At 51.5% G+C, this 26,632-nt stretch carries 29 protein-coding genes and 1 tRNA gene; 14 read left to right on the forward strand and 16 right to left on the reverse strand.

All coding sequences use genetic code 11. The annotated features are described in order from the left end of the window. The first annotated feature begins 12 nt into the window (after window positions 1-12). The 8 genes from L1X57_RS14400 (at window position 13) to L1X57_RS14435 (ending at window position 11,047) form a co-directional block, all read left to right on the forward strand. A complete protein-coding gene (locus tag L1X57_RS14400) occupies window positions 13-447 on the forward strand; it encodes an acyl-CoA thioesterase (RefSeq protein WP_039869827.1) in 435 nt (144 codons plus the stop codon). Window positions 448-600: 153 nt separating this feature from the next. Continuing rightward, on the forward strand, window positions 601-3,360 hold the full coding sequence (gyrA, locus tag L1X57_RS14405) for a DNA gyrase subunit A (protein ID WP_009724756.1): 2,760 nt from the start codon (window positions 601-603) through the stop codon (window positions 3,358-3,360). Beyond that, the gene (gene serC, locus L1X57_RS14410) at window positions 3,344-4,447 is read left to right on the forward strand and encodes a 3-phosphoserine/phosphohydroxythreonine transaminase (protein ID WP_009724757.1); all 1,104 of its coding nucleotides are present in this window, start codon (window positions 3,344-3,346) and stop codon (window positions 4,445-4,447) included. The genes gyrA and serC overlap by 17 nt, the downstream gene beginning before the upstream one ends. 5 nt (window positions 4,448-4,452) lie before the next feature. Beyond that, window positions 4,453-5,544, forward strand: a complete 1,092-nt coding sequence (pheA, locus tag L1X57_RS14415; RefSeq protein ID WP_009724758.1) for a prephenate dehydratase — start codon at window positions 4,453-4,455, stop codon at window positions 5,542-5,544. Between the two features lie 11 nt (window positions 5,545-5,555). Continuing rightward, window positions 5,556-7,847: a bifunctional prephenate dehydrogenase/3-phosphoshikimate 1-carboxyvinyltransferase gene (locus tag L1X57_RS14420; RefSeq protein WP_009724759.1), complete on the forward strand. Its 2,292-nt coding sequence runs from the start codon at window positions 5,556-5,558 to the stop codon at window positions 7,845-7,847. Beyond that, entirely contained in the window at window positions 7,837-8,526 is a 690-nt protein-coding gene (gene cmk, locus L1X57_RS14425; RefSeq protein WP_009724760.1) for a (d)CMP kinase, read from the forward strand. The genes L1X57_RS14420 and cmk overlap by 11 nt, the downstream gene beginning before the upstream one ends. A 184-nt stretch (window positions 8,527-8,710) precedes the next feature. Further along, window positions 8,711-10,387, forward strand: a complete 1,677-nt coding sequence (gene rpsA / locus L1X57_RS14430) for a 30S ribosomal protein S1 (RefSeq protein ID WP_009724761.1) — start codon at window positions 8,711-8,713, stop codon at window positions 10,385-10,387. A 285-nt stretch (window positions 10,388-10,672) separates the two neighbouring features. Then, window positions 10,673-11,047: a histone-like nucleoid-structuring protein, MvaT/MvaU family gene (locus L1X57_RS14435; RefSeq protein ID WP_009724762.1), complete on the forward strand. Its 375-nt coding sequence runs from the start codon at window positions 10,673-10,675 to the stop codon at window positions 11,045-11,047. 77 nt (window positions 11,048-11,124) lie between these two features. Here L1X57_RS14435 and L1X57_RS14440 read toward each other — a convergent pair whose 3' ends face one another. Then, entirely contained in the window at window positions 11,125-11,958 is an 834-nt protein-coding gene (locus tag L1X57_RS14440; RefSeq protein ID WP_009724763.1) for a helix-turn-helix transcriptional regulator, read from the reverse strand. 372 nt (window positions 11,959-12,330) lie between these two features. Here L1X57_RS14440 and L1X57_RS14445 point away from each other — a divergent pair, with 372 nt between their 5' ends. Continuing rightward, window positions 12,331-12,675 carry a hypothetical protein gene (locus tag L1X57_RS14445; protein WP_009724764.1) on the forward strand — a complete coding sequence of 115 codons (345 nt, stop codon included), beginning with the start codon at window positions 12,331-12,333 and terminating at the stop codon, window positions 12,673-12,675. A gap of 31 nt (window positions 12,676-12,706) precedes the next feature. On the opposite strand, the gene L1X57_RS14450 is transcribed toward L1X57_RS14445, so the two are convergent. The 6 genes from L1X57_RS14450 to pilB all read right to left on the reverse strand — a co-directional run bounded on the left by L1X57_RS14450 (window position 12,707) and on the right by pilB (window position 18,519). Next, window positions 12,707-13,579 (reverse strand): hypothetical protein, encoded by an 873-nt coding sequence (locus tag L1X57_RS14450; RefSeq protein ID WP_009724765.1) that lies wholly within the window; start codon window positions 13,577-13,579, stop codon window positions 12,707-12,709. A 107-nt stretch (window positions 13,580-13,686) separates the two neighbouring features. Next, window positions 13,687-13,920 carry a DNA gyrase inhibitor YacG gene (yacG, locus tag L1X57_RS14455; protein ID WP_009724766.1) on the reverse strand — a complete coding sequence of 78 codons (234 nt, stop codon included), beginning with the start codon at window positions 13,918-13,920 and terminating at the stop codon, window positions 13,687-13,689. Window positions 13,921-13,982: 62 nt separating this feature from the next. Continuing rightward, entirely contained in the window at window positions 13,983-14,579 is a 597-nt protein-coding gene (gene coaE, locus L1X57_RS14460) for a dephospho-CoA kinase (RefSeq protein WP_009724767.1), read from the reverse strand. A gap of 40 nt (window positions 14,580-14,619) precedes the next feature. After that, the gene (locus tag L1X57_RS14465; protein ID WP_009724768.1) at window positions 14,620-15,465 is read right to left on the reverse strand and encodes a prepilin peptidase; all 846 of its coding nucleotides are present in this window, start codon (window positions 15,463-15,465) and stop codon (window positions 14,620-14,622) included. A 61-nt stretch (window positions 15,466-15,526) separates the two neighbouring features. Next, window positions 15,527-16,756: a type II secretion system F family protein gene (locus L1X57_RS14470; protein WP_009724769.1), complete on the reverse strand. Its 1,230-nt coding sequence runs from the start codon at window positions 16,754-16,756 to the stop codon at window positions 15,527-15,529. An 8-nt stretch (window positions 16,757-16,764) separates the two neighbouring features. Then, on the reverse strand, window positions 16,765-18,519 hold the full coding sequence (gene pilB, locus L1X57_RS14475) for a type IV-A pilus assembly ATPase PilB (RefSeq protein ID WP_234667767.1): 1,755 nt from the start codon (window positions 18,517-18,519) through the stop codon (window positions 16,765-16,767). A gap of 236 nt (window positions 18,520-18,755) precedes the next feature. Between pilB and L1X57_RS18860 the strand changes: the two genes are divergently transcribed. The 5 genes from L1X57_RS18860 to L1X57_RS14500 all read left to right on the forward strand — a co-directional run bounded on the left by L1X57_RS18860 (window position 18,756) and on the right by L1X57_RS14500 (window position 21,326). Then, a complete protein-coding gene (locus tag L1X57_RS18860) occupies window positions 18,756-19,196 on the forward strand; it encodes a pilin (RefSeq protein WP_009724771.1) in 441 nt (146 codons plus the stop codon). Between the two features lie 82 nt (window positions 19,197-19,278). Beyond that, a complete protein-coding gene (locus L1X57_RS18865) occupies window positions 19,279-19,671 on the forward strand; it encodes a pilin (protein WP_009724772.1) in 393 nt (130 codons plus the stop codon). A 92-nt stretch (window positions 19,672-19,763) separates the two neighbouring features. Beyond that, entirely contained in the window at window positions 19,764-20,219 is a 456-nt protein-coding gene (locus L1X57_RS14490) for an anti-virulence regulator CigR family protein (RefSeq protein ID WP_009724773.1), read from the forward strand. Between the two features lie 95 nt (window positions 20,220-20,314). Further along, the gene (locus L1X57_RS14495) at window positions 20,315-21,124 is read left to right on the forward strand and encodes an inositol monophosphatase family protein (RefSeq protein ID WP_009724774.1); all 810 of its coding nucleotides are present in this window, start codon (window positions 20,315-20,317) and stop codon (window positions 21,122-21,124) included. 125 nt (window positions 21,125-21,249) lie between these two features. Next, window positions 21,250-21,326, forward strand: a tRNA-Pro gene (locus tag L1X57_RS14500). A gap of 109 nt (window positions 21,327-21,435) precedes the next feature. Here the strand turns inward: L1X57_RS14500 and L1X57_RS14505 are convergent. From L1X57_RS14505 to rdgC, 9 genes are read right to left on the reverse strand one after another with little or no spacing between them, the layout of a single operon-like run. Beyond that, window positions 21,436-22,575 carry a tyrosine-type recombinase/integrase gene (locus L1X57_RS14505; protein ID WP_009724555.1) on the reverse strand — a complete coding sequence of 380 codons (1,140 nt, stop codon included), beginning with the start codon at window positions 22,573-22,575 and terminating at the stop codon, window positions 21,436-21,438. A 1-nt stretch (window position 22,576) separates the two neighbouring features. Next, the gene (locus tag L1X57_RS14510) at window positions 22,577-22,780 is read right to left on the reverse strand and encodes an excisionase (protein ID WP_009724554.1); all 204 of its coding nucleotides are present in this window, start codon (window positions 22,778-22,780) and stop codon (window positions 22,577-22,579) included. A 1-nt stretch (window position 22,781) separates the two neighbouring features. Then, the gene (locus L1X57_RS14515; protein WP_009724553.1) at window positions 22,782-23,294 is read right to left on the reverse strand and encodes a hypothetical protein; all 513 of its coding nucleotides are present in this window, start codon (window positions 23,292-23,294) and stop codon (window positions 22,782-22,784) included. After that, entirely contained in the window at window positions 23,291-23,893 is a 603-nt protein-coding gene (locus L1X57_RS14520; protein ID WP_009724552.1) for a hypothetical protein, read from the reverse strand. Before L1X57_RS14520 ends, L1X57_RS14515 begins: the two co-directional genes overlap by 4 nt. Then, complete coding sequence (locus tag L1X57_RS14525; protein ID WP_009724551.1) at window positions 23,890-24,306, reverse strand: hypothetical protein; 417 nt, start codon at window positions 24,304-24,306, stop codon at window positions 23,890-23,892. Before L1X57_RS14525 ends, L1X57_RS14520 begins: the two co-directional genes overlap by 4 nt. Then, window positions 24,303-24,599 carry a hypothetical protein gene (locus L1X57_RS14530; protein WP_009724550.1) on the reverse strand — a complete coding sequence of 99 codons (297 nt, stop codon included), beginning with the start codon at window positions 24,597-24,599 and terminating at the stop codon, window positions 24,303-24,305. Before L1X57_RS14530 ends, L1X57_RS14525 begins: the two co-directional genes overlap by 4 nt. Then, window positions 24,596-25,372 (reverse strand): hypothetical protein, encoded by a 777-nt coding sequence (locus L1X57_RS14535; protein ID WP_009724549.1) that lies wholly within the window; start codon window positions 25,370-25,372, stop codon window positions 24,596-24,598. Before L1X57_RS14535 ends, L1X57_RS14530 begins: the two co-directional genes overlap by 4 nt. Continuing rightward, window positions 25,365-25,655, reverse strand: coding sequence for a hypothetical protein (locus L1X57_RS14540; protein WP_009724548.1), 291 nt, complete (start codon window positions 25,653-25,655; stop codon window positions 25,365-25,367). Before L1X57_RS14540 ends, L1X57_RS14535 begins: the two co-directional genes overlap by 8 nt. Further along, window positions 25,652-26,620: a recombination-associated protein RdgC gene (gene rdgC, locus L1X57_RS14545; RefSeq protein ID WP_234667770.1), complete on the reverse strand. Its 969-nt coding sequence runs from the start codon at window positions 26,618-26,620 to the stop codon at window positions 25,652-25,654. The genes L1X57_RS14540 and rdgC overlap by 4 nt, the downstream gene beginning before the upstream one ends. Between the last annotated feature and the right edge of the window lie 12 nt (window positions 26,621-26,632).

Here is a 26,632-nt window from a genome sequence, read left to right on the forward strand (position 1 = left end):
AAAGGGGGAGTTATGTCCACAGCAATATCCAGTGTTGCGCTGCGAGTGCGCGGTTACCAGTTGGATGGTTACGGCCACGTCAATAACGCACGCTATCTCGAATTTATGGAAGAGGGTCGCTGGGCTTTTTTTGATGACCATCCGCGTTTGATAAAACAGCTTCATGAGGCAGGACGAGCGTTTGTCGTGGTCAATCTGAATATTGATTATCGAGCGGCCGCTGTTCAGAACGATGATTTGCAGATTATGACCGGCATGGTAGACGTAGGTGATCGTAGCGCGATTTGTCATCATCGAATTGTGCGTCAAGACGGCGTGCTGGTTGCCCAGGCAGATTTGACCTTTGTGCTGCTAGATATAAAGGCAAATAAGGCTGCTCCTATTGAAGGAGACGTGCGAGAGGTGCTTGAGGGCCTTGTGGTCGATAAAGGCGCCTTTTTAGCGTAAATCGTAATGCCGTTGCCACTGACTGCCCATGGTGCTTATGCAGTGGTATGATGGTGCTGTATCTGCGCGCCGCCTTGTTGTGGTATCAAGGGCGGCTTTTTTAAGCGCTTTCAACTCTCGCAGTGCCAATGCAGTGCAAAGGATCTGACTTTCATGGGTGACATCGCCAGAGAAATCTTGCCCGTCAATATTGAAGACGAGCTTAAACAGTCGTACCTCGACTACGCGATGAGTGTCATTATCGGTCGCGCTCTTCCTGATGTGCGTGACGGCCTCAAGCCTGTTCACCGGCGTGTGCTTTTTGCCATGCACGAGCTGAGCAACGATTGGAATAAACCGTACAAGAAGTCGGCGCGTGTCGTCGGCGATGTCATCGGTAAATACCATCCGCATGGTGATAGTGCGGTCTATGACACTATCGTTCGTATGGCCCAGCACTTTTCCATGCGTCACGTACTGGTGGATGGCCAGGGTAACTTTGGTTCCATTGACGGTGATAACGCGGCCGCCATGCGTTACACAGAGGTGCGCATGGCGCGCCTTGCCCACGAGCTACTAGCTGACCTGGAGAAAGACACCGTCGATTGGGTTGATAACTACGACGGTACCGAACGCATACCCGCCGTGCTGCCAACCAAAGTTCCTAACCTGTTAATCAACGGGTCGTCAGGTATAGCGGTGGGCATGGCTACTAATATCCCGCCCCATAACATGCGGGAAATAATTGATGGTTGTCTGGCGTTAATTGATGATTACACGCTCACCGTCGATGACCTGATGCAGTACATTCCAGGGCCGGATTTCCCTACCGGTGGCATTATTAATGGTCGCGCGGGTATCTTAGACGCTTACCGCACCGGGCGTGGGCGTATTTATGTGCGTGCCTGCCACACTATTGAGCATGATGATAAGAGTGGCCGAGACCACATTATCATCACTGAACTGCCTTACCAGGTGAATAAAGCGCGATTGATCGAGAAAATCGCTGAGCTGGTAAAAGAGAAGAAAATCGAGGGTATTGCTGAACTTCGTGACGAATCGGATAAAGACGGCTTGCGCGTGGTGATCGAGATCAAGCGCGGCGAATCGGGTGATGTTGTCGTCAACAACTTGTTTGCGCAAACACAGCTGCAAAATGTGTTTGGGATTAACATGGTGGCGCTGGAAAACGGCCAGCCGCGCACTCTGAACATAAAAGAGATGCTTGAGGCGTTTATTCGCCACCGCCGGGAAGTTGTTACTCGCCGTACCTTATATGAATTGAAAAAAGCCCGTGAGCGTGGTCATTTGTTGGAAGGTTTGGCAGTTGCCATCTCCAATATTGATGAAGTTATCGAGCTGATCAAGGCATCTCCCAATGCCGCCGAAGCACGCGAAAAACTGTTGGCTAAAACGTGGAAGCCTGGTCAGGTTACTGCGATGCTGGAGCGTGCTGGCGCAACCTCGTGCAAGCCAGAAGATCTAGATGAGGGGTTTGGTCTAAACACGGCTGCGACGGAGTATCGACTGTCTCCCGCGCAGGCCCAAGCAATTCTCGAGCTTCGCTTGCACCGTCTAACGGGACTTGAGACCGAGAAGCTGTTAGACGAATACCTATCGATTCTTGAAAAAATAGCGGAATTCACGACCATCCTGGCCTCTCCGGATCGTCTGATGGAAGTGATTCGGGAAGAGTTGCATGCTGTGCGTGAACAGTATGGCGATGATCGCCGTACGGAAATTCAGGCTAGCCACCTTGATCTGTCGATTGAAGATCTGATCGCTGAAGAAGATATGGTGGTAACTGTTTCCCGCTCAGGCTATGCCAAGACACAGCCGTTGTCTGATTATCAAGCGCAGCGCCGTGGTGGACGTGGTAAGTCAGCCACAGCGATGAAAGATGAAGACGTTATTGAGCACCTGTTGGTGGCGTCAACCCATGACACCGTGCTGCTGTTCTCTAACCGAGGCAAAGTGTATTGGCTGAAAGTGTACGAAATGCCAAATGCCAGCCGTGGTTCGCGGGGCAAACCGCTGGTCAATATGCTGCCGCTTGAAGAAGGTGAAGCCGTCAACGCTATTCTGCCGGTGCGTGACTACGACCCCGAGCACTACATTTTCTTCGCTACGGCGAAAGGCACCGTTAAGCGCACCAGCCTTGAGCAGTTCTCCCGTCCGCGTAGTGTTGGCTTGATTGCCATTGATCTGGAAGAGGGTGACCGTTTGGTGGGAGCTGCCATTACGTCTGGCTCTGATCACGCCATGCTGCTTTCCTCCAACGGTAAGGCGATTCGCTTTGAAGAAGGCAATGTGCGCGCTATGGGGCGTACCGCCCGTGGTGTGCGCGGTATGCGCCTAGCGGGGGACGCGGAAGTCATTAGCTTGATCATACCGAAGAGCCAGCAAATTGACGCTGAAGATGACGCCGACGTAGATGCTGATGCACAGGTTGTCGCGGCCGAGAACGCTCAAGCGGAAGGTCAGATCTATATTCTCACGGCGAGTGAGAATGGCTATGGTAAGCGTACGCGCCTGGAAGAATTCCCACTGCGCGGTCGTGGTGGACAGGGTGTCATCGCGATGCAAACCAGCGAGCGTAATGGCGCCTTGGTAGCGGCAATGCAGGTCTACGACAGCGACGAAATGATGCTGATCACTGATCGTGGCACCTTGGTCCGTACTCGGGTTGAAGAAGTGTCAACGACCTCGCGTAATACTCAGGGGGTTATGCTAATTCGCCTGGGTAAAGAAGAAAAATTAGTCAAAACTGTCCGCGTGGACGAGCCTGCCGAAATAGATACGTTTGAGTCAGATATTTCAGAAACAGACGTCCTTGGCACAGATGGGGTTGATACCGATCCAGTTGCCCCAGGCGAGCCAGGCAACACTGACGATGGCGAACAGGAACAGGGAACCGATGACACGTCATTATAACTTTTGCGCAGGGCCAGCGGCCCTGCCTGTTGCCGTGCTTGAGCGTGCGCGCAACGAACTGCTGGACTTTCAAGGGCGCGGTCTATCTGTCATGGAGATGAGCCATCGTAGCGATGATTTTGTCGCTATTGCGGACCGTGCAGAAGCCGATCTGCGTCATTTGCTGGGGATTCCCAGTAACTACAAAGTGCTTTTCTTGCAGGGCGGAGCCAGCATGCAGTTTGCGATGCTGCCTATGAATTTGCTTGGGCAAGGGGGGAGCGCCAATTTCATCCAGACAGGCATTTGGGGTAAAAAGGCAATTAGTGAAGCCCGGCGGCTGGGCTTCAACTGTCACGTGGCAGCGAGTAGCGAGGCCAATGGTCATACAGCGGTGCCTGATGAAGATGCACTGGCGATCAGCAGCGATGCCGCTTACTTGCATTACACCTCAAATGAAACCATCGGTGGTTTAGAGTTCGACTACACGCCAATGGTGCAGCGTGCAGATGGCGCGGATGTACCTTTGGTTTGCGATATGTCATCGAACATTCTGTCTGGCCCTATCGATGTGACCCAGTTTGGGGTGATTTACGCGGGTGCTCAAAAAAATATCGGGCCGGCTGGATTAACGCTGGTCGCTGTTCGTGATGATTTGCTTGGCAAAGCGCCTAGCTCTATTCCATCGCTGTTTGACTACCAAATGCTTGCGGACGCAGGCTCTATGGTAAACACGCCGCCAACGTTTGCATGGTACTTGGCAGGCCTTGTTTTCCAGTGGTTAAAAGATGACATCGGTGGCTTAGAGGCGATGGATGAAATTAATCAGCGCAAAGCGCAGAAGCTTTACGCCGCTATCGATGCCAGTGATTTTTACACCAACCCGATTGCTAGCCGTAACCGTTCTCGTATGAACGTTCCGTTTGTGCTGGCCGATGCCAGTTTAGACAGTGTGTTCCTGCAAGAAGCTGACGAAGCAGGGTTTCTTAACCTGAAGGGCCATCGCAGTGTTGGCGGCATGCGTGCAAGTTTATATAACGCGGTGCCTGAAGAGGCCGTTGATGAGTTAACCGCCTTTATGGCGGATTTTGAACAACGAAGAGGCTAACCACCATGTCCGATACGCCGATTAATTTAGACGATTTACGTCAACGTATCGACCAGTTGGATGGCGATATTCTGCGCTTGATTAGTGAGCGCGCCAACTGCGCCCAACAGGTGGCACACGTTAAGCTTGCCCAGGATAAAGACGCCATATTTTATCGTCCTGAGCGAGAGGCGCAGGTGTTGCGCCGTATTATGTCGTTGAATCAAGGCCCGCTAGATTCAGAAGAGATGGCGAGGCTGTTTCGCGAAATTATGTCGGCGTGTCTCGCGCTGGAACAACCTGTAAAAGTCGCCTACTTAGGCCCTGAGGGTACATTTACCCAGCAGGCTGCGCTTAAACACTTCGGTGAGAGCGCTGTCAGTATGCCGATGGCAGCGATTGATGAAGTCTTTCGTGAAGTAGAGGCAGGCGCTGTTCATTACGGGGTTGTGCCGGTAGAGAACTCCACTGAAGGGGTTGTCAATCATACGCTCGACACCTTTATGGACTCGTCGATCAAGATCTGCGGTGAAGTAGTGCTACGTATTCACCACCACCTGCTAATTAGCGAAACCACGCGTCGGGATAAGGTCTCACGCATCTATTCCCACCCACAGTCGTTTGGCCAGTGCCGTAAATGGCTTGATGCTCACTATCCACACGCTGAGCGAGTGCCAGTTTCCTCTAACGCAGAAGCTGCCAAGCTGGTCAAAACAGAGTGGCACAGCGCGGCAATTGCCGGAGATATGGCGGCCAAACTGTATGGTCTAGAACGCATTGCCGAAAAGATTGAAGATCGACCTGATAATTCCACGCGCTTTCTGATTATTGGTAATCAAGATGTGCCGATATCTGGCGAGGATAAAACCTCAATTGTTGTCGCTATGCGTAACCAGCCCGGTGCATTGCATGATTTGTTGGAGCCGTTCCATCGTCACCGTATTGATTTAACGCGGATAGAAACACGGCCTTCACGTACTGGTGTTTGGAATTATGTGTTTTTTATCGATTTCAAAGGGCATCGGGATGAACCACAGGTAGCGGCAGTGCTTGAAGAAGTAAGACTACGTGCTTCTGAGCTGCGTGTGCTTGGCTCCTATCCTCTAGGCGTGCTGTGACGGAGTGTGCTGTGCAAGCGTTGGAATCTAGCGCTGACGTTCGGTCATCTTGCCAAGAGTCACATTTACTGATAGTTGGCCTTGGCTTGATCGGAGGGTCGTTGGCCGCCGCGCTACGGCGCTCAGGTTTCAAAGGGCATATTTCAGCGTGTGACCCTAATGCATCAGAGATCGCCTTGGGGATTGATTTAGGGTTGATAGATCATGGCGGTTCACAGCTAGCAGAACTGCTTGATGACGTCTCCATGGTGATTTTGGCTGTGCCCGTACTGGCCATGGAGAGTGTGATGACCACCCTGGCGGATTCGCTTCACCGTGCGTCTAAAAACGTGGTGATTACCGATGTGGGTAGCACGAAAGCGACGATCCGTGATTGTGCTGTGCGCGCCTTCGGGGAGATGCCGCCTTCAGTGGTGCTAGGTCATCCGATTGCAGGCTCTGAAAAAAGTGGTGTTGCCGCGTCTGACCCAGCCCTCTATGTTAATCACAAAGTGATCCTTACTCCTGAGCCGAACGTGGACGCAGGTGCGCTTGCACGGGTTGAAGCGCTGTGGGGTGCCGCTGGTGCTGACGTGCTGCACATGAGCGTAGAACGGCATGACCAAGTGCTGGCGCGTACCAGTCATTTGCCGCATTTACTGGCGTTTTCACTAGTCGATACACTGGCACGTCAAGACGAGCGATTAGAAATCTTTCGTTATGCAGCCGGTGGGTTTCGTGATTTTACCCGTATCGCTGGCAGTGACCCTGTTATGTGGCGAGATATCTTTATTGCCAACCGGGACGCCGTCTTGTCGTCGTTAGATGATTTTGAGGCAGGCCTCACGCGGTTGCGGCAGGCGGTAGAAAGCGGCGATAGCGATGCCCTTATTGCAACGTTTGATCGTGCCAGCCATGCACGCCATTATTTCGATACGTTATTGAATAAAACCAGCTATCAGGCGGAATATCATATGCAACCACACGGTAAAGTGACTTATCGGGTGCAGCCGGGCGGCCAGGCGCAAGGTCGTCTGCGCGTGCCTGGCGACAAATCAATGTCCCATCGCTCTATTATGCTGGGCGCTCTGGCGGAGGGAGTCACCGAGGTTAAAGGGTTTCTTGAAGGCGAAGACAGCCTCGCAACATTGCAGTCTTTTCGTGAGATGGGTGTGGCAATTGAAGGGCCATATCAGGGGCGAGTCACTATTCACGGCGTGGGGATGCATGGCTTGAAAGCCCCAGCAGGCCCGCTGTATGTGGGTAATTCAGGTACTGCCATGCGTTTGTTTGCCGGGCTATTGGCAGGTCAAGCATTTGATAGTGAGCTAACCGGTGACGAGTCGTTAACCAAACGGCCAATGGGGCGTGTCGCTGACCCATTGCGTTTGATGGGCGCGACTATCGACACCGCTGAAGGCGGTCGTCCGCCACTTAAAATTAAAGGTGGCGCAGCATTGAAGGGTATTTACTACGACATGCCCATGGCTAGTGCGCAGGTTAAATCCTGCTTGCTGTTAGCAGGTATGTACGCCGAAGGTGAGACTCGCGTGCGTGAGCCAGCGCCTACTCGTGACCACACCGAGCGCATGCTTAATGGCTTTGGTTACGACGTATCGCGTGAGGACGATACCTGCTGGCTCCAGGGGGGCGGTAAGCTGGCGGCAGGCCCTATAGATGTTCCTTCCGATATTTCTTCTGCAACGTTCTTCTTAGTGGCAGCAGCCATTACGCCAGGGGCAGATATTACCCTTGAGCACGTTGGTATCAATCCTACGCGCATTGGCGTCATTAATATTCTCAGCCTGATGGGTGCTGACTTAACGCTTGAAAATGAGCACGAGGTAGGCGGTGAACCGGTGGCGGATATTCGCATTCGTTATGCGCCTTTAAAAGGGATTGAAATCCCGGTTGATCAAGTACCGCTGGCTATTGACGAATTTCCCGCGTTGTTTATTGCGGCTGCTAACGCGCAAGGAAAAACGTGCTTGCGCGGCGCTGAAGAGCTGCGGGTCAAAGAGTCTGATCGAATTCAGGCAATGGCCGACGGGTTAGCGATACTAGGCGTGGAACACACAGTTGTTGAAGATGGCATTGATATCGTTGGTAATGGTGACAATGGCGTGCCGAGCTACGGCGGCGGACGTATCGACAGCTTAGGTGATCACCGTATTGCCATGGCGTTTGCAATTGCCTCTTTGCGCGCAAACGATGAAATTATCATCGATGACTGCGCGAATGTGGCCACCTCGTTCCCTGATTTTGTAGCCCTGGCGCAGCATATCGGTATGCGTGTGAGTGTGGAGGGTGCTAATGACGATTAATGTCCCTGTGCTAACGGTCGATGGCCCAGGCGGGGCAGGTAAAGGCACCATCAGTGGTTTGGTTGCCGAACGTCTAGGGTGGCACTTGTTAGACAGCGGAGCGTTATATCGACTCACCGCTCAGGCGGCCTTAAGACATGACGTGGCCTTAGATGATGAGGCGTCGTTGGCGTTGCTTGCTACGCAGCTTGATGTCGCTTTCCCGGTACTAGGTGGGCAGCCTCAAACGCTTTTAGAAGGTGAAGACGTTTCCCTAGCGATACGAACAGAGCAAGCTGGTGAGCGCGCTTCTCGTGTAGCGGCCTTACCTCAAGTTCGTGAAGCATTGCTGCAGCGCCAGCGAGATTTTCAACAACCCCCAGGTTTGGTGGCAGACGGTCGCGATATGGGAACCGTAGTGTTTCCTGACGCGCCACTGAAAATTTTTCTGACTGCAAGTGCGCAGGAACGGGCTCGGCGAAGGCATCTACAGTTGCAGGAAGCAGGGGTGGGTGCTAGTCTATCGAGTCTTTTAAAGGAGATTCAGGCACGCGATGCACGCGATACGCAACGCAGTGTGGCTCCTCTCAAGCCGGCAGATGATGCCATAACGCTTGATACCACATGCCTGAGCATACCGGAAGTGGTTGATCGGTTGACCGAATTATTAGCCCAGCGTGGCATGGTAAACGGCATTTGATTCTCCCTTGCGGCGTTTTTGGAAAGGTGTCACGACGTGGCAGGGCGATTACTCCATATCAGAGAGCCCGGTCAGGTCTAACCAGCGCTAACACCTCCAAAAGCTGAATGACATTAGGCCCGTACTTGCTGGTGGTACGGAGAAGGCATATATGCCTCAACAACGTTGATCACGTAGGAAAACCATGAGCGAAAGCTTTGCTGAACTGTTTGAACAGTCTCTTAACGACATCAACATGGAGCCAGGCGCAATTGTCGCGGCTCAGGTTGTCGACATTGACGGTGACTGGGTTACCGTTAACGCTGGTCTGAAATCTGAAGGTCAGATCCCTGCGTCACAATTCCGCGATGAGAACGGTGAACTGACCATCGCTATCGGTGACGACGTACACGTTGCGCTTGAAGCCGTAGAAGATGGCTTCGGCGAAACGCGTCTGTCCCGTGAAAAAGCCAAGCGCGCAGAAGCTTGGAAGATTCTGGAAGCAGCCTTCGAGAAAGACGAAGTCGTCAAGGGCGTGATCAACGGTAAGGTCAAAGGCGGCTTCACTGTCGACGTCGACTCTATCCGTGCCTTCTTGCCGGGCTCTCTGGTTGACGTTCGTCCGGTTCGTGACACTGCGCACCTGGAAAACAAAGAGCTAGACTTCAAAGTCATCAAGCTTGACCCGAAGCGCAACAACGTTGTTGTTTCGCGTCGTGCCGTGCTGGAAGCCGAAAACAGTGCTGAGCGTGAAGCACTGCTGGCAACCTTGCAGGAAGGTCAGCAAATCAAAGGTATCGTTAAGAACCTGACTGATTACGGTGCCTTCGTTGATCTAGGCGGCGTTGATGGTCTGCTGCACATCACTGACATGGCGTGGAAGCGCATTAAGCATCCGTCTGAAATCGTTGCTGTTGGCGACGAAATCAACGTCAAAGTGCTGAAATTTGACCGTGAGCGTAATCGCGTATCGCTAGGTCTTAAGCAGCTGGGTGAAGATCCTTGGGTCAACATCAAAGACCGTTACCCGGAAGGCACAAAAGTGCACGCTGTCGTCACTAATCTGACTGACTACGGCTGCTTTGCTGAGCTGGAAGAGGGTGTCGAAGGTTTGGTTCACGTCTCAGAAATGGACTGGACTAACAAGAACATTCATCCGTCTAAAGTTGTCCAAGTTGGCGACGATGTTGACGTTATGGTTCTTGATATCGACGAAGAGCGTCGTCGTATTTCTCTGGGCATCAAGCAGTGTACTGCTAACCCGTGGGAAACCTTCAACGCTGAATACAACAAGGGCGACCGTGTTTCAGGTACCATCAAGTCAATCACTGACTTCGGTATCTTCATCGGCCTTGAAGGCGGTATTGATGGTCTGGTTCACCTGTCTGATATCTCTTGGACAGAAACCGGCGAAGAAGCCGTCCGTAACTTCAAGAAAGGTGACGAAGCTGAAGCCGTCATTCTTTCAATCGATCCTGAGCGTGAGCGTATCTCCTTAGGTATTAAGCAAATGGATTCCGATCCAGTCGCTGAATATCTGTCGGTTAACGACAAAGGCAGCATCGTTACAGGCCGGATCGTAGAAGTTGATGCCAAAGAAGCACACGTTGAGCTGGCGACTGATGTTATCGCTATCCTCAAGGCGTCTGAAATCAGTGCTGATCGCATTGAAGATGCCCGCAACGTGCTGAATGAAGGCGACAGCATTGAAGCGCGTATCGTTAGCGTTGATCGTAAGAGCCGTCAGATTAATCTGTCGGTTAAGGCGAAAGAGCAAGACGATACTCGTCAAAACCTGAAGAAACTGCGTGATCAAGAGCCGGAAGCAGGTGGCCCGACCACTATCGGTGATCTAATCAAGCAGCAGATGGGTCAAGACTAATTAATTAGTTTATAGCCTGTAAAAACGCCGCCCTAATGGGCGGCGTTTTTTATGAATTTGTATGAAGTGAAATAGATAATTAGCCTCTGTTTGACTTGAGTGTAAAGCTAGTTTTTATAGTGCCAACTAAGCAATAAAAATCGATTAGTATTTAAGGCAAAATCAACTAGACTATTGTCAGCTAGCGCATTTGCAGCAATAATGTACGCGCATCCTGAATTCGCGCGCATTGAGTTGATGAATTGATTAACTCGCGCAGTTAAACCTATGCTAAAAGGAACCCCTATGTCGTTATTAAATGAGTATATTCAAAAGGAACAGCAGCTAAAACAACTGCAAGAAGACTTACAGCGCTTGGAAGGTGATCAGCGCTTGAAGAGTGAGCTTGAATTTAAAGCTAAGCTTGAAGCGCTAATGAACGAGTTTGGTAAGCGTCCTTCTGATGTTATTGCATTGCTAGACCCTAACGCGGATCAGCGTGGATCCAAAGGTGCTGCGGCATCTTCTACACGCCGTAAGCGTCGTCTGAAAATTTATAAAAACCCGCATACCGGTGAAGTGATTGAGACTCGTGGCGGCAATCATAAAGGTCTGCGTAGCTGGAAAGATGAGCATGGTGATGAAGCCGTCGAATCTTGGCTAGAGCGTATGGAAGACTAAGTCGTTTTAAACCGGCATTTCTAATTAGAAGTGCCGGTTTTGGTTTGATGAGAGCGGTAAAAATTATCCAGTTCGAGCTAGGCAGATAAAGGTATTCGCAGCTCAATATGGTGGGGTTGCCATAATACTTGCGGTGCATCACCGCTGATATTTAAACGGTTTCTTTTATCCATTATTGCCACTAGCATTTCAGACATTACATAAGATAATTGTGAAATATTATCGAAGCATGTTTTTGCATAGTAGCGTGAAGGAATGTCTACCCGCCGGTAGGTGACAGGCAGCGCTAGATATTCGGCAGTATCTCTATTCTCTATATAGAGCCCGATATCGGTTCTAGTGTGGTTCAGTGCAGGTTCTTCTACAATGGCCTTCACTTTTTCTGTCAAAAGGTCTGGCAGCACCATGGCTGGAGTAGATGTCCCTAGTTGGGCTTGTAGGCACTCTAAATGGTTCGCGTGGTACTTAGTGTTGCCTAGCCCACGAATGTGGTCTGATGCTTGGTACAAGCGCATTAAAACAACCTGCGCGGGCCGGCTTCTTTCAATGCTGGTTGTAAAGTTTTTGCCAGGCTTGTTCAGAAGATACATGTTGCTAACCGCCTGACGGTATTCGCGGGGTGACAATTGATAGCGGCGCTGAAATGCGCGTGAGAAAGAAGAGTGATTGGTATATCCACAACAAATAGCGATTTGCGCTATATTTTGTGAGGTGAGTGATAGTAAGACAGCGGCTCGCTCAAGACGCCTTTTTTCACGGTAAGCGCTAGGCGAAATGTTGAAGCAGTGGCGGAACTGTCGGCGTACTTGTGACGCTGAGTATCCTAAGTGGTTGGCAAGGTCTTCGATTCCGAATGGTTTATCGAGCGTGTCTTGCAGCCAGATCTCAGCTCGCATCATTGCATTGAACATTATCTGGCCTCCTATGCTTGAGTCGTACTGGTCGTTGCTCATCTCACTTGTAATGCACCCTCCCGGTGCTTGCGTTGCTAGTAATCTGATAGGCGATTAACATTGCTTCCTGCCTACTAGATGAATTTGCCGTTATATGCGCGACCTTTGGTTGCTTAACTGGGCGTTTTTTTGCTCTGCCAGTAGGAGCATCCTGCTTTATAACCGGGGGGCAGCTTGTTTATTGCTAAGCTGTGATGCCTTTATGCTGGCAAGAGAGAGCAAAGGCAAGTTTGCTCAGTGGTTTTACGCGTTTGGGCACAGTTTTAACGGAAAAAGGTCTGTTTCAGCAGACTTGCCATCCATTTCAAGTAAGGTGTAAATGAAACATCGATGAAATATCAAAAGGTTCAAAAACAGCTCGATGAGCGTGAAAAGCTACGTAAGTTTCGAGAGTTGGATGATGCTTTCGCGCAGGCGCTACGTCAGTTAGAAGATCCTAACAGCGATTTCGATATTCCAACGGGACCGCCAGTTCGGTCAATTGCGGCGTTAGAAGCTGACGACCAGGCAGCAGACCAAGCAGCTCACTCGCACGAGCAAGACCGCGTGTTTGATCAACGCTTAAAAGCGCTGATTGGCGAATATGATTTGTCGGAGCGAGATGTAAGCGAGGTCATACATGCTTTGCTTGAGTCTAAGCAGTGGAAGCTTGATGACGTGCCTGCAGGTGAGTGAATAACGCGTTTGAATAAAGTGAGATAGCTCGTTAGCGATAACGAAAGATGCGTAAGCTAGGTAAATATACGTCGTCTTCTAGTTTTTCGTCGCGCCGCTTAGCTCTAGTGCGAGTAGTTGGAGGCGTTTCAGCAGGGGCTTTGAGATGCGGTAATCGTCCTTCATTAGCAGGCACAATTAACGGCATTGCAATATTAAGCGCCCGTCGCGTGTGCCCATCTGCAAGCGGTTCGACAAAAAACAGATTAGCGCGCATTAAAGGGGCTTGGGGTTGTACCTGTGCCAATATTTCTTCGCTAGGGATGTTGGCGAGCTTGCGCAGCTGTATACGGATATGTGGCGCATCACTATCTAGCTGTAACAATTTTTGCTCAGCTTCTTGGACACTTACTCTCTTGATTGAACGACCGCTGCTATACCACGCTAGCCTAACTCGGGACACTGGCGCTGGGGCAATGGGGAGTTGTCGCCAGCACTGTTTCAGATGGAGCCTTGCAAATCCGCTTTTACGTAGTATTTCGTTGATATGTGGATGCCGGCTCGGTAAGCGAGATTTAGCGTCGCTCAACGCGTTTGGATGAGACTGCTTAATGCGCGTAAGTAAATCGCTGATGCGCGTTTTTGCGTGATTAATTTGATGGCATGCCTCTATTAATTTGTCACTAGCGGCGATAACTGCGATGTAGTTACGCGTTTCGCGCCCATCCTGCCCCTGTTGATGCCACATATCTAACAGTGCTTCCCGCAGCCAAATAGGGTTGCTAGCCGCATGATGAAACCGCCAAGTAGGCGGTTGCTCTGATTCATACAGCGCTGCAGCTCGCTCGATGGTGGCCATCAATTGGTCAAAGTGGGCATCAAGCTCATGCAGCAGGTGGTACAAAGGCAGTGTGGCGTCGGTCATTTAAGGTAGGCCTTGAAACTAGTAAAGCGACATTCTCTTAACAATACTTTCTCAGATAACAGCTAAAAGAAGATAAGAAATCAATTAATAAGTACCTAGGCCATTATTTAAGAAAGAGGTGCATCTCTATCTGCTTGAGCAAGCAGGGTGTCTAAGTCCGCTTCATCCATAGCAGACTCACCAGCAATGCGATGCGACTCTTCTGCCCAAGCGCCCAAATCAAGCAGTTGGCAACGTTTGCTACAAAAAGGGCGATAAATGCTTTCTGGGCCCCAGACAACTTTCTTACTGCACTGGGGGCAAGCAACCTCAAGCGGTGAATCATTCGCCGGCGTAGGCATGACAAACTCCTGTTTCAAAAACACTCTTAATTACGATATTAATTACGGTATCAAGTAAGTCGTTAAGCGCACTCGGCACGATAGCGCCGATCCAGTTGAACGACTTGGCGCATCATAGCAGCATGGTCACCACTGTTATCGATGACATCATTGCCTTTAGCAAGTCGCTCTTCGCGTGGAAGTTGGGCGGCGAGGATAGCACGCACCTGGGATTTACTCACCCCATCCCGCGCAAGCGTGCGTGATAATTGCAGCGATTCGGGCACATCGATGACGAGCGTGCGATTAACCAGCTTATCTTGTCCGGACTCAAACAGCAGTGGTGATACTAGCAAGACATAGGGCGACTGTTGCTGCAGGCGTTCAAGATGCAAAAGAAGACGCTCGCGTACTCTCGGGTGAGTGACCGATTCTAACCACTGCCGTTGCGCAGGATCTTCAAAAATGATGGTGCGCAGTGCTGATCTATTCAGTGTTCCGTCGGAGTTCAATACGTCTTCACCAAAGTGTTCGGCAATAGCGGCTAGCGCAGGTTCGCCAAGGGCAACGACTTCTCTAGCGACATCATCGGCATCCACCCAGCCAATCCCGAGTTCTTCAAACGCGCGGGCAACAGTAGATTTTCCCGAGCCAATACCACCTGTTAGCCCAATGATCATGCATGCTCCCTAAAAGATCGAATCAAAATTGGCGTTAGAATTAATAAAGCAACGACGTATAGAGTGCCATTAACTCGTTGCCTACAAGTAAGCAAATCCAACCCGCTAACGCAAGAAAGGGGCCAAAGGGGAGAGGTTGGCCACGCAGCCGAGGAGATAGAGCTTGAGCGGTTAATCCTACTATCGCGCCAATGCCAGCAGATAAAATAAGCAGCAGCGGTAACATGCTCCACCCTACCCAAGCGCCAAGCGCCGCGAGTAATTTGAAATCCCCGAACCCCATGCCTTCTTTGCCTGTTATTAGCTTAAATACCCAGTAAAAGCTCCACAGCACAAGATAGCCTGCCATCGCGCCGATGACAGCGCTAGGTAGCAACAAAGGCTGAAAGAGCAATTGATAGGCTAAGCCAACCCAAAGTAGCGGAAGGGTTAAAATATCAGGCAGTAAATAGGTGCGAAAATCGATGACAGCTAAGGCAAGCAGCGTTAAACAAGCGCCATAGATAAACACGGCGCTTAGCGTCGCGCCATGCAAGGCCACAATGGCCACGGCAAGCAGTCCGCCCACTAGCTCAACGAGTGGATACTGGACGCTGATAGGCGTATTGCAATGAGCGCATTTGCCCCTTCTTTTTAGCCAGCCTACTAAGGGAAGGTTGTCGTGCCAGGCAATCGGCTGTTCGCAACGTGGGCACATTGACTTTGGGGTAGCAAGGTTAAAGCGGGGAGATGCCTCTTCGGCGAGTTCAAGAGAGGCGCGTGCTTCATTGCGCCAGCTGCGCATCAATATAACGGGTAAACGGGTGATGACAACATTAAGAAAACTGCCGAAACAGAGGCCGATCAGTAAAGCAAAAAAAAGGTAAAAGCTTGGCGGTAAACCCATAGTATTCCTATAGTTTGGGGAAGTTCGTGTATGCGTTGGAAATTGCCAGTGAACGGTGTATTTACAGTGCGGTGCCAATTTCAAAAATAGGCAGATACATAGAGACAACAACACCGCCCACTAGCGCACCAAGGACAACGATAATAATTGGTTCCATTAACGAGGTCAGGGCGTCTACTTTGTTATCGACTTCTTCTTCGTAGTAATCTGCGACTCGGTTAAGCATGGCATCCAGCGAGCCGGCTTCCTCACCAATACTCACCATTTGAACGGCTAGCGCTGGAAAACGATTGGTCATACGCATGGCAAAATGCAGCTGCTGCCCGGTAGTTACATCTTGGCGCACTTCATTAATAGCTTTGATATACACGCGGTTATCCGCTGCTCCTGCAGCAGTTTCGAGTCCCTCAATAAGTGGCACGCCTGAAGTAAAGGTAGTCGCTAAGGTACGTGTAAATCGAGAGACAGCCGATTTGTGCAAAATATCACCAAGGATAGGCAGGTGAAGCATTAAACTATCTAGCCGATAAGCAACACGTGGTGAGCGTCGCGCTGCAGCTTTCAACAGCATGATGCTGCCGATTAGTGTGCCAAGTGCTTGTAGCCAGTACGTCTGGGCCATATCTGATAAGTTAACCGTAAACTGAGTAAGCGCTGGAAGCTCCGCGCCAAAACCTTGAAACATACTTTCAAATTCGGGCACGACTTTGATGAGTAGTAGCATGGTAACGGCAACGCCGATGGTCATGACTGCAGTAGGGTACCAGAGCGCTTTTTTGACACGGTTCTTGAGTGATTCCACTTTCTCTTTATAACTGGCAATCCGTTCCAGCATCTGGTCAAGCGCGCCGGCTTGTTCACCTGCGTCGACCAAGTTAACAAACAGGCGGTCAAACTGTTTAGGGTGTTTTGCCATGGCGCTGGAAAGGCTATCGCCGGAAGAGACGTCTTCCATGATTTGCTGGGTAAGTGCCACCATGGCGGGTTTTTTTAGGCTTTCCGAAACGGCCTGTAGTGCCTGAAGAATGGGAATGCCTGCCCGTACCATAGTGGCCATTTGCCGTGCAAAAATCATAATGTCGACATTGGTTACTTTGCCGCGGCCACTAAAGCTGCTGCGCTTTTGCACTTTTGTGGCGACGATACGCTGCTTGGCTAGTTGTTCAATGATTTCGGGCTTGGTGCGACCAATCAGTTCGCCCCGCATGGCTCGGTCTTGTGGGCCTTTGCCTTCCCACTTCCATCGATGCAGCGGCGCTGGCTTTTTACGGCGTGCTTTAGCGTTAGCCATGTCGCGCGTTACTCCTTACTGATGCGGTTAACTTCTTCTAGGCTAGTGCTGCCATCCAGCACACGACTTAAGCAACGCTGATGAAGGCTAGGGTAGCCTTCGCGGCGGGCTTGCTGATCAATATCCAGCGCATCACCATCGCGCATAATCAACTGGCGCATGGCATCGGTAATGGGCACCACCTCATAAATACCAATTCGCCCTTTGTAGCCCTGGGTGCACTGTTTGCAGCCGACCGCTGAGTAAATTGTGCCGTTGCGGATATCCTGCTGGCTAAAGCCAGCCTTACGCAGCGCTTCGGCCGGAATCTTAGCGGGTGTTTTACACAGGTTGCATAGTTTACGTGCCAAGCGCTGGGCAATGATCAGGCTAACTGAGCTTGCGATGTTATAGGACGCGACGCCCATGTTCGCTAACCGGGTTAGCGTTTCAGCGGCTGAGTTAGTGTGTACGGTAGATAGCACTAAGTGGCCTGTTTGGGCTGCCTTTACGGCAATTTCGGCGGTTTCCAAGTCGCGAATTTCGCCAACCATGACGACGTCAGGGTCTTGGCGTAAAAAGGCGCGTAGAGCGCTGGCGAAGTTTAGGCCGATTTTAGGGAGAATGTTAACTTGATTGATTCCCGACACCTTAATTTCTACCGGGTCTTCTGCAGTGCAGATATTGCGCTCAATTTGGTTGAGAATATTGATGCCTGTGTAGAGCGTCACTGTTTTACCGCTACCTGTTGGCCCGGTAACCAGAATCATTCCCTGAGGCTTCTTAAGCGCATGCTCATAGGCGATCTGCTGTTCAGGACTAAAGCCTAGCTGCTCAATGCCCAGCTGAGCAGAGGCGGGGTCTAACAGGCGCAGTACTATTTTCTCACCGAATACGGTGGGCAGTGAGTTCACCCGGAAGTCAATTGATCGGGTGCGTGAAAGCTGTAGCTTGATTGCGCCATCCTGAGGCAGGCGGCGCTCAGAAATATCCAGCCGAGACATGATTTTCAAACGTGCAGCAATGCGGTGTCGGAGCGCAAAAGGAGGGCGAGCAATTTCAATCAGCATGCCATCGATGCGGAAGCGCACTCGATACTGGGTTTCATAAGGCTCAAAGTGAATATCGGAAGCGCCACGGCTGATAGCATCTAGCAGTATTTTATTAACGAATTTAACGACGGGGGCGTCTTCGCTATCTTTTACCGCCTTGTCAAACGTTGCCTCATCTTCGCCAAGATGAACAATATTTAGCGCGCTGACCGCATCATCAACGTTTTCCAGCTCATCCAGCATGCTGCGTTCATTTTGCGCCAGGTATTGCGTCAGGGTATTTTTAAGTTGATCAGCAGGCGCTAGCACGCCATCTACACTTAGCCCCGTAGCAAACTGCAGCTCATCCAGTTGGGTAAGTGTGGCGGGATAGGGCACCGCCACGGTAAGGCGATGCCCGTGACGCGCCAGGGGAAGAATATCCAGACGCTCTAATATTTTAACGGGATAGTCGTTGGCGGGGGGGAGTGCGTTAATACGAATGGCATCTAGATCAACAACCGGTAAACCATACTCCCAGGCAGCGGCCAGCGCTGCCGCGCCTGATTCCACTAACCCACTATCAACCACGTGCTGTAACAGCGACACTTCAAGCTCTGCAGCCGTGCTCTCCGCGACAGTCGCCTGAGCGTCGGTCAGTACGCCATGTTTCACCAGCCGTTTAGCGATACCACGAAGGCCGCCATTTAAGGCCGCATGGCTCAGCGTAGACTCTGGGGCAGGTTGGCTCATAGCGATCTCGGCGGTATGGCAAATGTAAGCCACCTTGTACCATATTCAGCTTACGCAAGGTACTCGCGCCCCTAACGATAAGGTGATGCCGTAACTCATTCAAAGGGTTGAATAGCGGGTAGTAAAAGCATGAGATCGTTCATTGCTAATAAGGAAAGGGTCGGATAATGTGAGTAGTGTTTCTCTAAGCCGATTTGGCCTGCTTCGTACATTAATAAACGCAAGGGATTTTTATAATGCAATCTACCCAAACGCAACACCCGCGCCGTTTCAAACAACGTGGTTTCACCTTGATCGAGCTGCTGATTGTTGTCGCGATTATTGGTGTGCTCGCTGCTGTCGGTGTGCCGCAGTATGGTAACTATCTAGATCGTTCCTCTCTGAACGCTTGTCAAGGTGAGCTATCCGCTTTCCGTAGTGCTGTGGTTGCTGAATCTTCATTTACTCCAGGGGATGATGTAGCTGAAGTGGTAGAAACTGTAGACTTTAATTTTCAGGCTTGTGATATTGATTCTGGCACTGGGGATGGCCAAGATGAAGATATCGCAGCTGCCTTTATTACGGGTGATGATGTTACGGGTATTGTATCTACACGAGGTGATAGCGCTGGAAGAATTAACATTGTTAATGGAGCAATCCAAGTGCAGGGCGAAGATGATGAGGATGGTGAAGGGTAACTGAAGTAAGAATTTTGATGTAAAAGTATTTTTTACTAAATTAAAACCGCTCATTAGGGCGGTTTTTTTACTGAAGAAATGTATGCAATACTATTTCTATAATTTTCGTAATACTGGCTTTACACTAGCCGAATTACTTATTGTCATATCCATTGTTGGATTACTCGCAGCGATAAGTTTTCCTGCCTACTTAACCTACCTCGACCACTCCGCTTTTGGTGCTTGCCAGCGAGAGTTGGCCACGTTTAAGACCCAGGTCTTAGCGAGTGATCACCTTGACGATACGTTAGTGCCGTTTGGTTTTGGTGCTTGTGCCATTGGCGGTGATGGCCAGCCCAGTCAAGCCACCGTAGCAGCAGCGTTTCAAGGCGTGTTCGATGGCGAAGGTGACGCGCTGCCTATAGATACCCAACGCCAGGGTGTTCGGGCGCAAATCACCCAAAGGGGAATGGTTGAGCGCGTGTTAGCACCTTAGTTCTCTTACCTCTCGCTAATCCTTTCCAAACGTCCACACTGCCTGCGCATTTCCACTCTACACTTAACGCTCCTGATCATAAGGAGCTGATGATGAAATCGATCCCTCTTAGCGCTTGCTTGTTAGTTTGCACCCTTTTTTGGCAGGTGGCAGCAGTAGCGCAGCCTGCCCACGCGCCCGCTCATGGTGCTAGAGACAACGGTTCGCATTCCGAACGCCAGGGTGGCGGGCATGATATAGGCCGCCATGAGCGTCGCCACCGCGATGAACGCGTTGTAGATCTTCCTCGTATCAACGAGCGTGAATTACTGCGCCTGTTGCGTCAATACGATGCGCCACGTGCCCAGCCATTGCCGCCTGGTATTCAGCGCAACTTAGAGCGCGGTAAACCATTGCCTCCGGGTATTGCAAAACGCTTCGATGGCCCGTTAGCGTCTCAACTGCCCCAATACCCCGGCTACGAATGGGAGCGCGTAGGAGCTGATGTTGTGCTCATTGAGGCAGCTACCCGCGTCGTTGTTGATGTACTGGTAGATGCGCTTCGTTAAAGACTGTTTCGTCTGCTGTCATGGTAATACCATACGCCACCGCTTAAGCTGAGCTTGTATTTAGGTAACGTGAAATAATCAAGCAAGGAGCGTTAATGACGGCCTATACCTTAGAAGAGCGGCTGGCACTGGCCGTGCGTATCGCAGAGGAAGCGGGCGATATGATTCGCAGCGCCCGTGAGCAGCAAGGCTTCAGCCAGCGCTTGAAAGCTGGCATCGAACTGGTTACCGATGTTGATGTGGCAGTTGATACGCTAATTAGCCAACGCTTGGAAGAGCATTTTCCTGGCGAAGCAAGGCTGAGCGAAGAGTTAAGCCCTGAGCGCGCGCTGCATGCTCCCGCCGAGCGTCTGTGGGTGGTGGATCCTATCGATGGCACCGTCAATTTTGCCCAAGGCCTGCGCCATGTGGCGGTGTCGATAGGCTGGATAGAAAACTGTGTTGGTAAAGTTGGCGTTGTTCACGCGCCTTTCTTGGGTGATACCTTCAGTGCCGCACAAGGGTTAGGTGCGTTTTGCAATCAACAGCCGATCAAGCCAAGTGAAGCGGATACGTTGGAAAGTACCCTGGTAGCCACCGGCTTTCCCTACGATAAACAGGCCCGCAAAAAGCTTTTACCTCGTTTAGAAGCCGTATTGACGAACTGCCAGGATGTTCGTCGCAATGGCGCTGCCGCGATTGACCTTTGTGATGTCGCCTGTGGTCGCTTAGATGCGTATTATGAAAGCGTTTCACCATGGGACTTTGTTGCTGGCTGGGTAATTGCTCGTGAAGCAGGTGCGAAAGTAGGGCACTTAGCTAAGGTGCCTGACGGCGTGCCAGCCGACCTCTATCCAGAGCAACTGCTCGTAACGACGCCAAAGGTATATGATGCAATGGCATCGTTGCTCAAGAGTGTCGATTAGGTGCAAACGGCAAGCAATTGAAAAGAAAGCGCAAAAAGAGCTTTTCATTTGGTTAATAAAACGCTAGTATACGCACCGTCTTGAGGCAAACGATGTTGGTTAACAATCGTTGCTGAGCAAGGCATCGGAGTGTGGCGCAGCTTGGTAGCGCGTTGCAATGGGGTTGCAAAGGTCGCAGGTTCGAATCCTGTCACTCCGACCAAGAATATCTAATGAAAACCGCCGCTTACGGGTAAAACCTAGCGGCGGTTTTTTTGTGCTTGGTAAAACTTTCGAAATATTTTAGAAAAACAATCCACCATTTCAAGGGCTTAAGATGTGACGTTTTCCATGCCTGAAAGCAGTGCGTCCATTGTGAACGGGTTGCCCTTAGCTGATTGCCAGCGTGTGTCGTGACCGTCTAAATACACCTGGGTCGTGCTATCGTCTGCGTGACCCATGAGTACTTGAATGTCTTCAACTGAAGTACCTTTTAGCTCAAGTAGCCGTGAGCCAAGCGAGCGTATTTCATGAAACGTTGGGCGTTCCTCTTGAGGCATAGATTTTATATCTGGTATTAAGTCGCGAAGCTTTTCAAACTCTCTCGATAAATAATCAGGTGTTACTTGTGACCAATGCCTATTCCCTTTCCGGCTTGGCATTCTTAATGGCTTGCGATGAATTATAAAAGGAGATACTGGTTCAATCTGTCGTGACCTCTTAATTAAATCTTCAATCGCGGGTGTTAATTCAATAGCTACATAAGCTGTTTTGCTACGTTCTTTAGTTTTCTCACGAATATAATGTAGTCGCTCGTTTTTAATATCTTCGTATTTAGCGGCAACTGCTTCTGCTCTACCAAACAAACATAGCAGAGATAACTCCATTGCTATTTTCATCCAGTCATCTGCTAAAGCATGGATGTTTTGGAATTGCGCAACGCTTAAGCGCGCCCTGACTTTCTTGTAATAGTTGTTCTTACGCGTGGGCTCTACTGGGTTGTGGTCAACCCAGCCCTTAGTTTGAGAGAACTGGAATATCTGCGATAGCACTGAACGGTATTGAACGTACGCCGTGTTGTGATGATTTTCGCTCAGATATTCGGCACACCATCGGGTGGTGATGTTCTCTAGCAGCATGCTGCCAGCATCATTGATGATGCGCTCGCCCCGGCCACGTTTTGCTTCTTTGGTCCAGTCCCCCAATGGGCTAGGTTTAACCCACTCTGCTAGCCAGGCTTTAATTGCGGTTTCCAGTGTGACACCGCTTTCGCCCATCACGTCCGCCACTAGATCCGCGCCTTTCATCAGGCGCACATTAAGTATGCGCGCCGCATCCTGGGCTTTAGCCCGATCCCTACCCATGCCGTGCCGGGAGCCAGTATCAGGGCGACGATAAATATAGTAACCGTTGCTCTCATACAGATTTGGCTCCAGCCCTTTGTTCTTTCGTATCCGTGGCCGTGGTGGCATGTCACATCCCTAATACGTTATCAGCCAGGTCATTGCCGGTTTGCCGACGCTCAGCATCAAGATCGATAAACCAAGTGCCACCGATTTTTTTAGCCGGCACGTGGCCTTCACGACACCAGCGGCGCACGGTAGTAGGCGAGGGTGGCGCGCCTTCAAAACGTGCCCGACACCACTGCTCAAGCTCCATTAATTTGCCAGTTTTCATATCAGTCTCCTGTCATCCTCTGGCCACCAGGGCCGTGGCCGCGACCATCACGCCACTGCCGTTCTTGCCGCGCTACGCTGTCCTCAATCGCTTGCTGGCGCTGCTGCTCGATCAGTGCTTGTACGGCAGGGTTGTTCGCAATCTGTCGCAGCTGGTGTAGCTCTGCCTGATGGCGCTGAATAATGCCGGTTGCTATCGAGGCTAGATCCCATACACCGCCAGCCGCTTTGCCGCTTTCCATGACCTTTCCTAAACCAAAGCAATGCCCGCAAGGGTTGGCTTTGTTGCCTTTGATATGGTCGGTGCCGGTACCCATGCATACCGTGCAATCATCGGGGGCGATTTCTCGCCAGTTTTCTAACCAATTCTCCTGCGTGGTCACGCTTTGTACGCTCAGGATCAAGTCTTCGTAGGCGACTAGCCACTGGCCCTCAAGCGGGCCGGTGCCCTGATATTGCTGCAGCTCGGCGTATTTCCCACCGCTAGTGCAGTGGGTGTGGGTGGGCTGGGTCATTGGTGGCCCTCGGCTTCTTCTCTCAGCTCGATAGATCTATCTAGCATGATGGCGCACCTCACCATGCCGTCACCGCCATGGCCTAGACAGTCGTTATAAAGCGCAACAAGTGCTTCCGACTGCTTAGTCAGGTCGCGACAGGCGAGGCTGGTGGCGGGTGTCTGTTGGCTCAGCTTCTCTATGTTGGCAATAACCTCTTTGGCAAAGGCTTGATAATCTGATGCCTTATAATTAGACGGGAACGCAATAACAGCAGCGCTGCGCTTAGCGTCAACGAGTACATAGCCCAGTTGGTCTAAATGAGCAGCAAGCGCGTCTCGCTCTTGCTCAACCTTTGCCAGCTGGCGCTCCGCCTTTTCCATTCGCCTGCGCCACATCTCGGCATATTCATTGGCGCTCTTAGTAGCAGCGTCTTTGTTTTTGATGTGCGCTTCGATCATTCGCCCCACGCCGTCGGGCCTGTCAGGGAAACGAGCACGATCTTCGATGAGGACTTCACGCTCCCGCAGCGCTTCAAGGATCTTCTCAATAGTGAGCGGTTGGCCGTCTTTCAGAATCGCCGCGCCGTCGTGGCATACGCCTTGTGTGTAATTGCTCATTCGCTTAACTCCATAGGCGCTACCAGCTCTTCTACGATCTCACCGGTTTCTACGTAGTAGTGGTCGCAGTCGGTGAGGTTGTCGATGAAGAAAGCCTCTTGCTGGCGCGGCGTCAGCTTGTTCAAGTGGCGTAGGAATTTAGCACCAGCTGTGGTGAAAGTTGGCTCTACGCCGCACAGCTTCGCCGCTGCATAGTTGTGGTGGCCATCCACCAGGAAGCGGTACCGCTTACCGCGTAGCGTGCACTCATGGACCCGCACCACGAATACCTTGAATGTCTTGGCTTTGCGCTTAATGACAGCATCGTTTAGGTAACGCTGAGTGCTGATCAGCGGCGGCTTTTCGGGAGGCTGTAGCGCCTCACTTAAATTGGCAAAGTGGCGTGACTGAATGCCGAGTTTCATTGCTTTCATACCTCCATGCCCTCCTGAATAACTTCCCGAGGCTCTGGCCGGTTAACAACGTCGAAGCACTCGATGTGTGGGTCTGGTGCGTGGGCGTTGCAGATCTGCGTGGCGAACACCTGCACACCGTGGCGGCTGCATTGGCCGTAGGGTGTGCGTGTTGGATTTTCCTGCAAGCCAGAGTGCCGCTGAAACGGGCAGTGCTTGTCTTCATCAAAGCTCTGGTGTTCGTAACTCTGGCAGCTAACGCACGCTTTGGGCGAGTGCATGAAGGGCTCTACGTTGGGCTTTTGGTAGTTCACTGGCTGGCCTCCACGCGCTTGAACTCAATAACCCATACCCAGGGGTTGGCTTTGCAGCTATCAAGGCCGTTTATTTTCTCCCACAGGGAAATAAACGAATCTTGAGGGCATAGGTAGTAGTCGTGACCTTCATTGTCTTCAGGCTTAACGGCATAGTCTCGATACGTTTCGCCTTCGGGCGGCTCAATGCCTTCGGCAGTCGCGTCCTCTTTGCTAATATCCTGCAGCCGCTCCACGCGAACGCGGACGATCTCTAGCGTGATGCGGGAGGCAATGCGGGGCATGTGGATACTGGGCTTCCATGCTGATCGCGTATTACCACCGCCGTCATCGTCACCAGCCCATTCAAAGGCACCGTCAGCCGCATAAATTACATGTCCATGGTAGTAGCCTTGGCCGAACGGCATCTCTTGAATCGGCGTAGCAGGCCTGTCCGGTTGGTATTGGCTGCGCTCTCCATTCGCATCAAACGAATGAGAAACCACACCCCATGTTTCACGTACCCACAGTCGATCACCGGGCTGGCCGTAGGGGCACTGGGCAATCTCAGTCACAAAGCAGGGCTTCTTCTTGAAAGCGTAAACCGGCTTTTTTGCTTTATTGCATGCCTGCCAGTCCATACGCCCTGTCCTGGCGCATGTGGTCACGTGCCTAAAATGATCAACGTGAACCGCTGGCTGTGGTTTCATTGCCCGCCGCGTCTGTGTTTTGTGGCCGTTGAGAATGGCGCGCACCATGGCAGCGTTGAATAATATCGGGCGCTCTTTAGGCATGCTGGCTACCTCCTAACTGTTTAAGCGGCATCGCAAGCGGCGTGTGCTTTGCTTCTTCTATGTAGCGTTTACGGTCTTCCATCGCGATTTGATCACGCACAGCCTCGCTGATGTTGCCGGTCGAGGGCTGCTCGATGAGCTCCATGCCGCGTTGGCCGCGGTCATATCGGGCGCGCACCGTTGTTCTGCGCAAGCCGTAGCGCTTTGCGAGTTCGGGCAGCGTCATCGTTTCGCCCGTATGCGGGTCCGCAACGATTTTGGATTGGCGGTTAAGTTTGCTCATGCACTTGGCTCCTGCTCATCTTCGTCGTCGGCTACGGCTTCGAGAACGGGCTGTTCGTAGTCCATGAGCTCGCAAAGCTCTTGCACCACGGCAACCATGCCTTCCACTTCCCGCATGGCATTCATTCGCCAATCGTGCGCCCCGTCGTCGCCGTCGTAGTCCTCAAGCTCTACCGCTGCAAAGTCGATGCTTTTGAAACGGAATTGGTGAGTTAGGCGAAACGACATAGCGGCAGGCGGGAATGTCAGGCCGATCTCTTCGACTTCAAAGCCGTCTTCCAACTGATGTAACAATTCATCATTGCTAGCTAGCCAGGTGCCTTTATAGGTAACCACTTCCACCGGCTCGCCCGGGGCCATTTTGCGGCGCAGGCGAGCCATGTCGTCAGCTTCCAAGCGGCCAAAGGGAAGGTCTTCACTTGCAGAACCGGCGGCAATTAAGCGCTGCAGGCGAGAGGTCACACCGTTTTTCACGGCGCTGATGTGGATAGTGACCGTTTGCACCTTGCCTGCCAGCTTAATCAGGGTGTTCATGAACCGCTTAACATCACCGGGCGAGGTGGCATTGACGAACAGGAATTCGCTTTCGATGTGATAGAAGGCTTGTACGTAACGCGTTTTCACGAAGGCCTGCTTGCAGACCTCCACCGCCACATCGGCATAAAGCGTGTCGTGCTCTTCCGTGGTCAGCGGCTCGCCGCGCTCCTCCTCGATCTCGGTGGCGCGCTTGAAAACGGCTTCTCCAATAGCTCCGGAGGGAATGGTTTTTTCCTGGCAACGCAGGCACAGCGCAAAGCCGGACGGAAACTCTGCCACCATTTCACCGGCAGCGGCTTCTACGAACGCATCACGACGAAACTCTGTATCTGCGATCTCGCCGTTCTCAGCGGCTTCAAGCTGCTGGCGCAGCAGCGCAACGTCAGGGAGTAGGGCTTTTAGGACGATAGCGTTTTTGATCATGGTCATTGCTCTGTTCCT

It is taken from the genome of Halomonas sp. TD01 (assembly GCF_923868895.1).
In the GTDB taxonomy this organism is placed as follows: Bacteria; Pseudomonadota; Gammaproteobacteria; order Pseudomonadales; family Halomonadaceae; genus Vreelandella.

Bases quoted from the DNA above. Each gene is read 5' to 3' on its own strand.
- L1X57_RS14400 (WP_039869827.1), top strand. From the start codon at position 13: ATGTCCACAGCAATATCCAGTGTTGCGCTGCGAGTGCGCGGTTACCAG.
- gyrA (WP_009724756.1), top strand. From the start codon at position 601: ATGGGTGACATCGCCAGAGAAATCTTGCCCGTCAATATTGAAGACGAG.
- serC (WP_009724757.1), top strand. From the start codon at position 3,344: ATGACACGTCATTATAACTTTTGCGCAGGGCCAGCGGCCCTGCCTGTT.
- pheA (WP_009724758.1), top strand. From the start codon at position 4,453: ATGTCCGATACGCCGATTAATTTAGACGATTTACGTCAACGTATCGAC.
- cmk (WP_009724760.1), top strand. From the start codon at position 7,837: ATGACGATTAATGTCCCTGTGCTAACGGTCGATGGCCCAGGCGGGGCA.
- rpsA (WP_009724761.1), top strand. From the start codon at position 8,711: ATGAGCGAAAGCTTTGCTGAACTGTTTGAACAGTCTCTTAACGACATC.
- L1X57_RS14435 (WP_009724762.1), top strand. From the start codon at position 10,673: ATGTCGTTATTAAATGAGTATATTCAAAAGGAACAGCAGCTAAAACAA.
- L1X57_RS14440 (WP_009724763.1), bottom strand. From the start codon at position 11,958: ATGTTCAATGCAATGATGCGAGCTGAGATCTGGCTGCAAGACACGCTC.
- L1X57_RS14445 (WP_009724764.1), top strand. From the start codon at position 12,331: ATGAAATATCAAAAGGTTCAAAAACAGCTCGATGAGCGTGAAAAGCTA.
- L1X57_RS14450 (WP_009724765.1), bottom strand. From the start codon at position 13,579: ATGACCGACGCCACACTGCCTTTGTACCACCTGCTGCATGAGCTTGAT.
- yacG (WP_009724766.1), bottom strand. From the start codon at position 13,920: ATGCCTACGCCGGCGAATGATTCACCGCTTGAGGTTGCTTGCCCCCAG.
- coaE (WP_009724767.1), bottom strand. From the start codon at position 14,579: ATGATCATTGGGCTAACAGGTGGTATTGGCTCGGGAAAATCTACTGTT.
- L1X57_RS14465 (WP_009724768.1), bottom strand. From the start codon at position 15,465: ATGGGTTTACCGCCAAGCTTTTACCTTTTTTTTGCTTTACTGATCGGC.
- L1X57_RS14470 (WP_009724769.1), bottom strand. From the start codon at position 16,756: ATGGCTAACGCTAAAGCACGCCGTAAAAAGCCAGCGCCGCTGCATCGA.
- pilB (WP_234667767.1), bottom strand. From the start codon at position 18,519: ATGAGCCAACCTGCCCCAGAGTCTACGCTGAGCCATGCGGCCTTAAAT.
- L1X57_RS18860 (WP_009724771.1), top strand. From the start codon at position 18,756: ATGCAATCTACCCAAACGCAACACCCGCGCCGTTTCAAACAACGTGGT.
- L1X57_RS18865 (WP_009724772.1), top strand. From the start codon at position 19,279: ATGCAATACTATTTCTATAATTTTCGTAATACTGGCTTTACACTAGCC.
- L1X57_RS14490 (WP_009724773.1), top strand. From the start codon at position 19,764: ATGAAATCGATCCCTCTTAGCGCTTGCTTGTTAGTTTGCACCCTTTTT.
- L1X57_RS14495 (WP_009724774.1), top strand. From the start codon at position 20,315: ATGACGGCCTATACCTTAGAAGAGCGGCTGGCACTGGCCGTGCGTATC.
- L1X57_RS14505 (WP_009724555.1), bottom strand. From the start codon at position 22,575: ATGCCACCACGGCCACGGATACGAAAGAACAAAGGGCTGGAGCCAAAT.
- L1X57_RS14510 (WP_009724554.1), bottom strand. From the start codon at position 22,780: ATGAAAACTGGCAAATTAATGGAGCTTGAGCAGTGGTGTCGGGCACGT.
- L1X57_RS14515 (WP_009724553.1), bottom strand. From the start codon at position 23,294: ATGACCCAGCCCACCCACACCCACTGCACTAGCGGTGGGAAATACGCC.
- L1X57_RS14520 (WP_009724552.1), bottom strand. From the start codon at position 23,893: ATGAGCAATTACACACAAGGCGTATGCCACGACGGCGCGGCGATTCTG.
- L1X57_RS14525 (WP_009724551.1), bottom strand. From the start codon at position 24,306: ATGAAAGCAATGAAACTCGGCATTCAGTCACGCCACTTTGCCAATTTA.
- L1X57_RS14535 (WP_009724549.1), bottom strand. From the start codon at position 25,372: ATGCCTAAAGAGCGCCCGATATTATTCAACGCTGCCATGGTGCGCGCC.
- L1X57_RS14540 (WP_009724548.1), bottom strand. From the start codon at position 25,655: ATGAGCAAACTTAACCGCCAATCCAAAATCGTTGCGGACCCGCATACG.
- rdgC (WP_234667770.1), bottom strand. From the start codon at position 26,620: ATGACCATGATCAAAAACGCTATCGTCCTAAAAGCCCTACTCCCTGAC.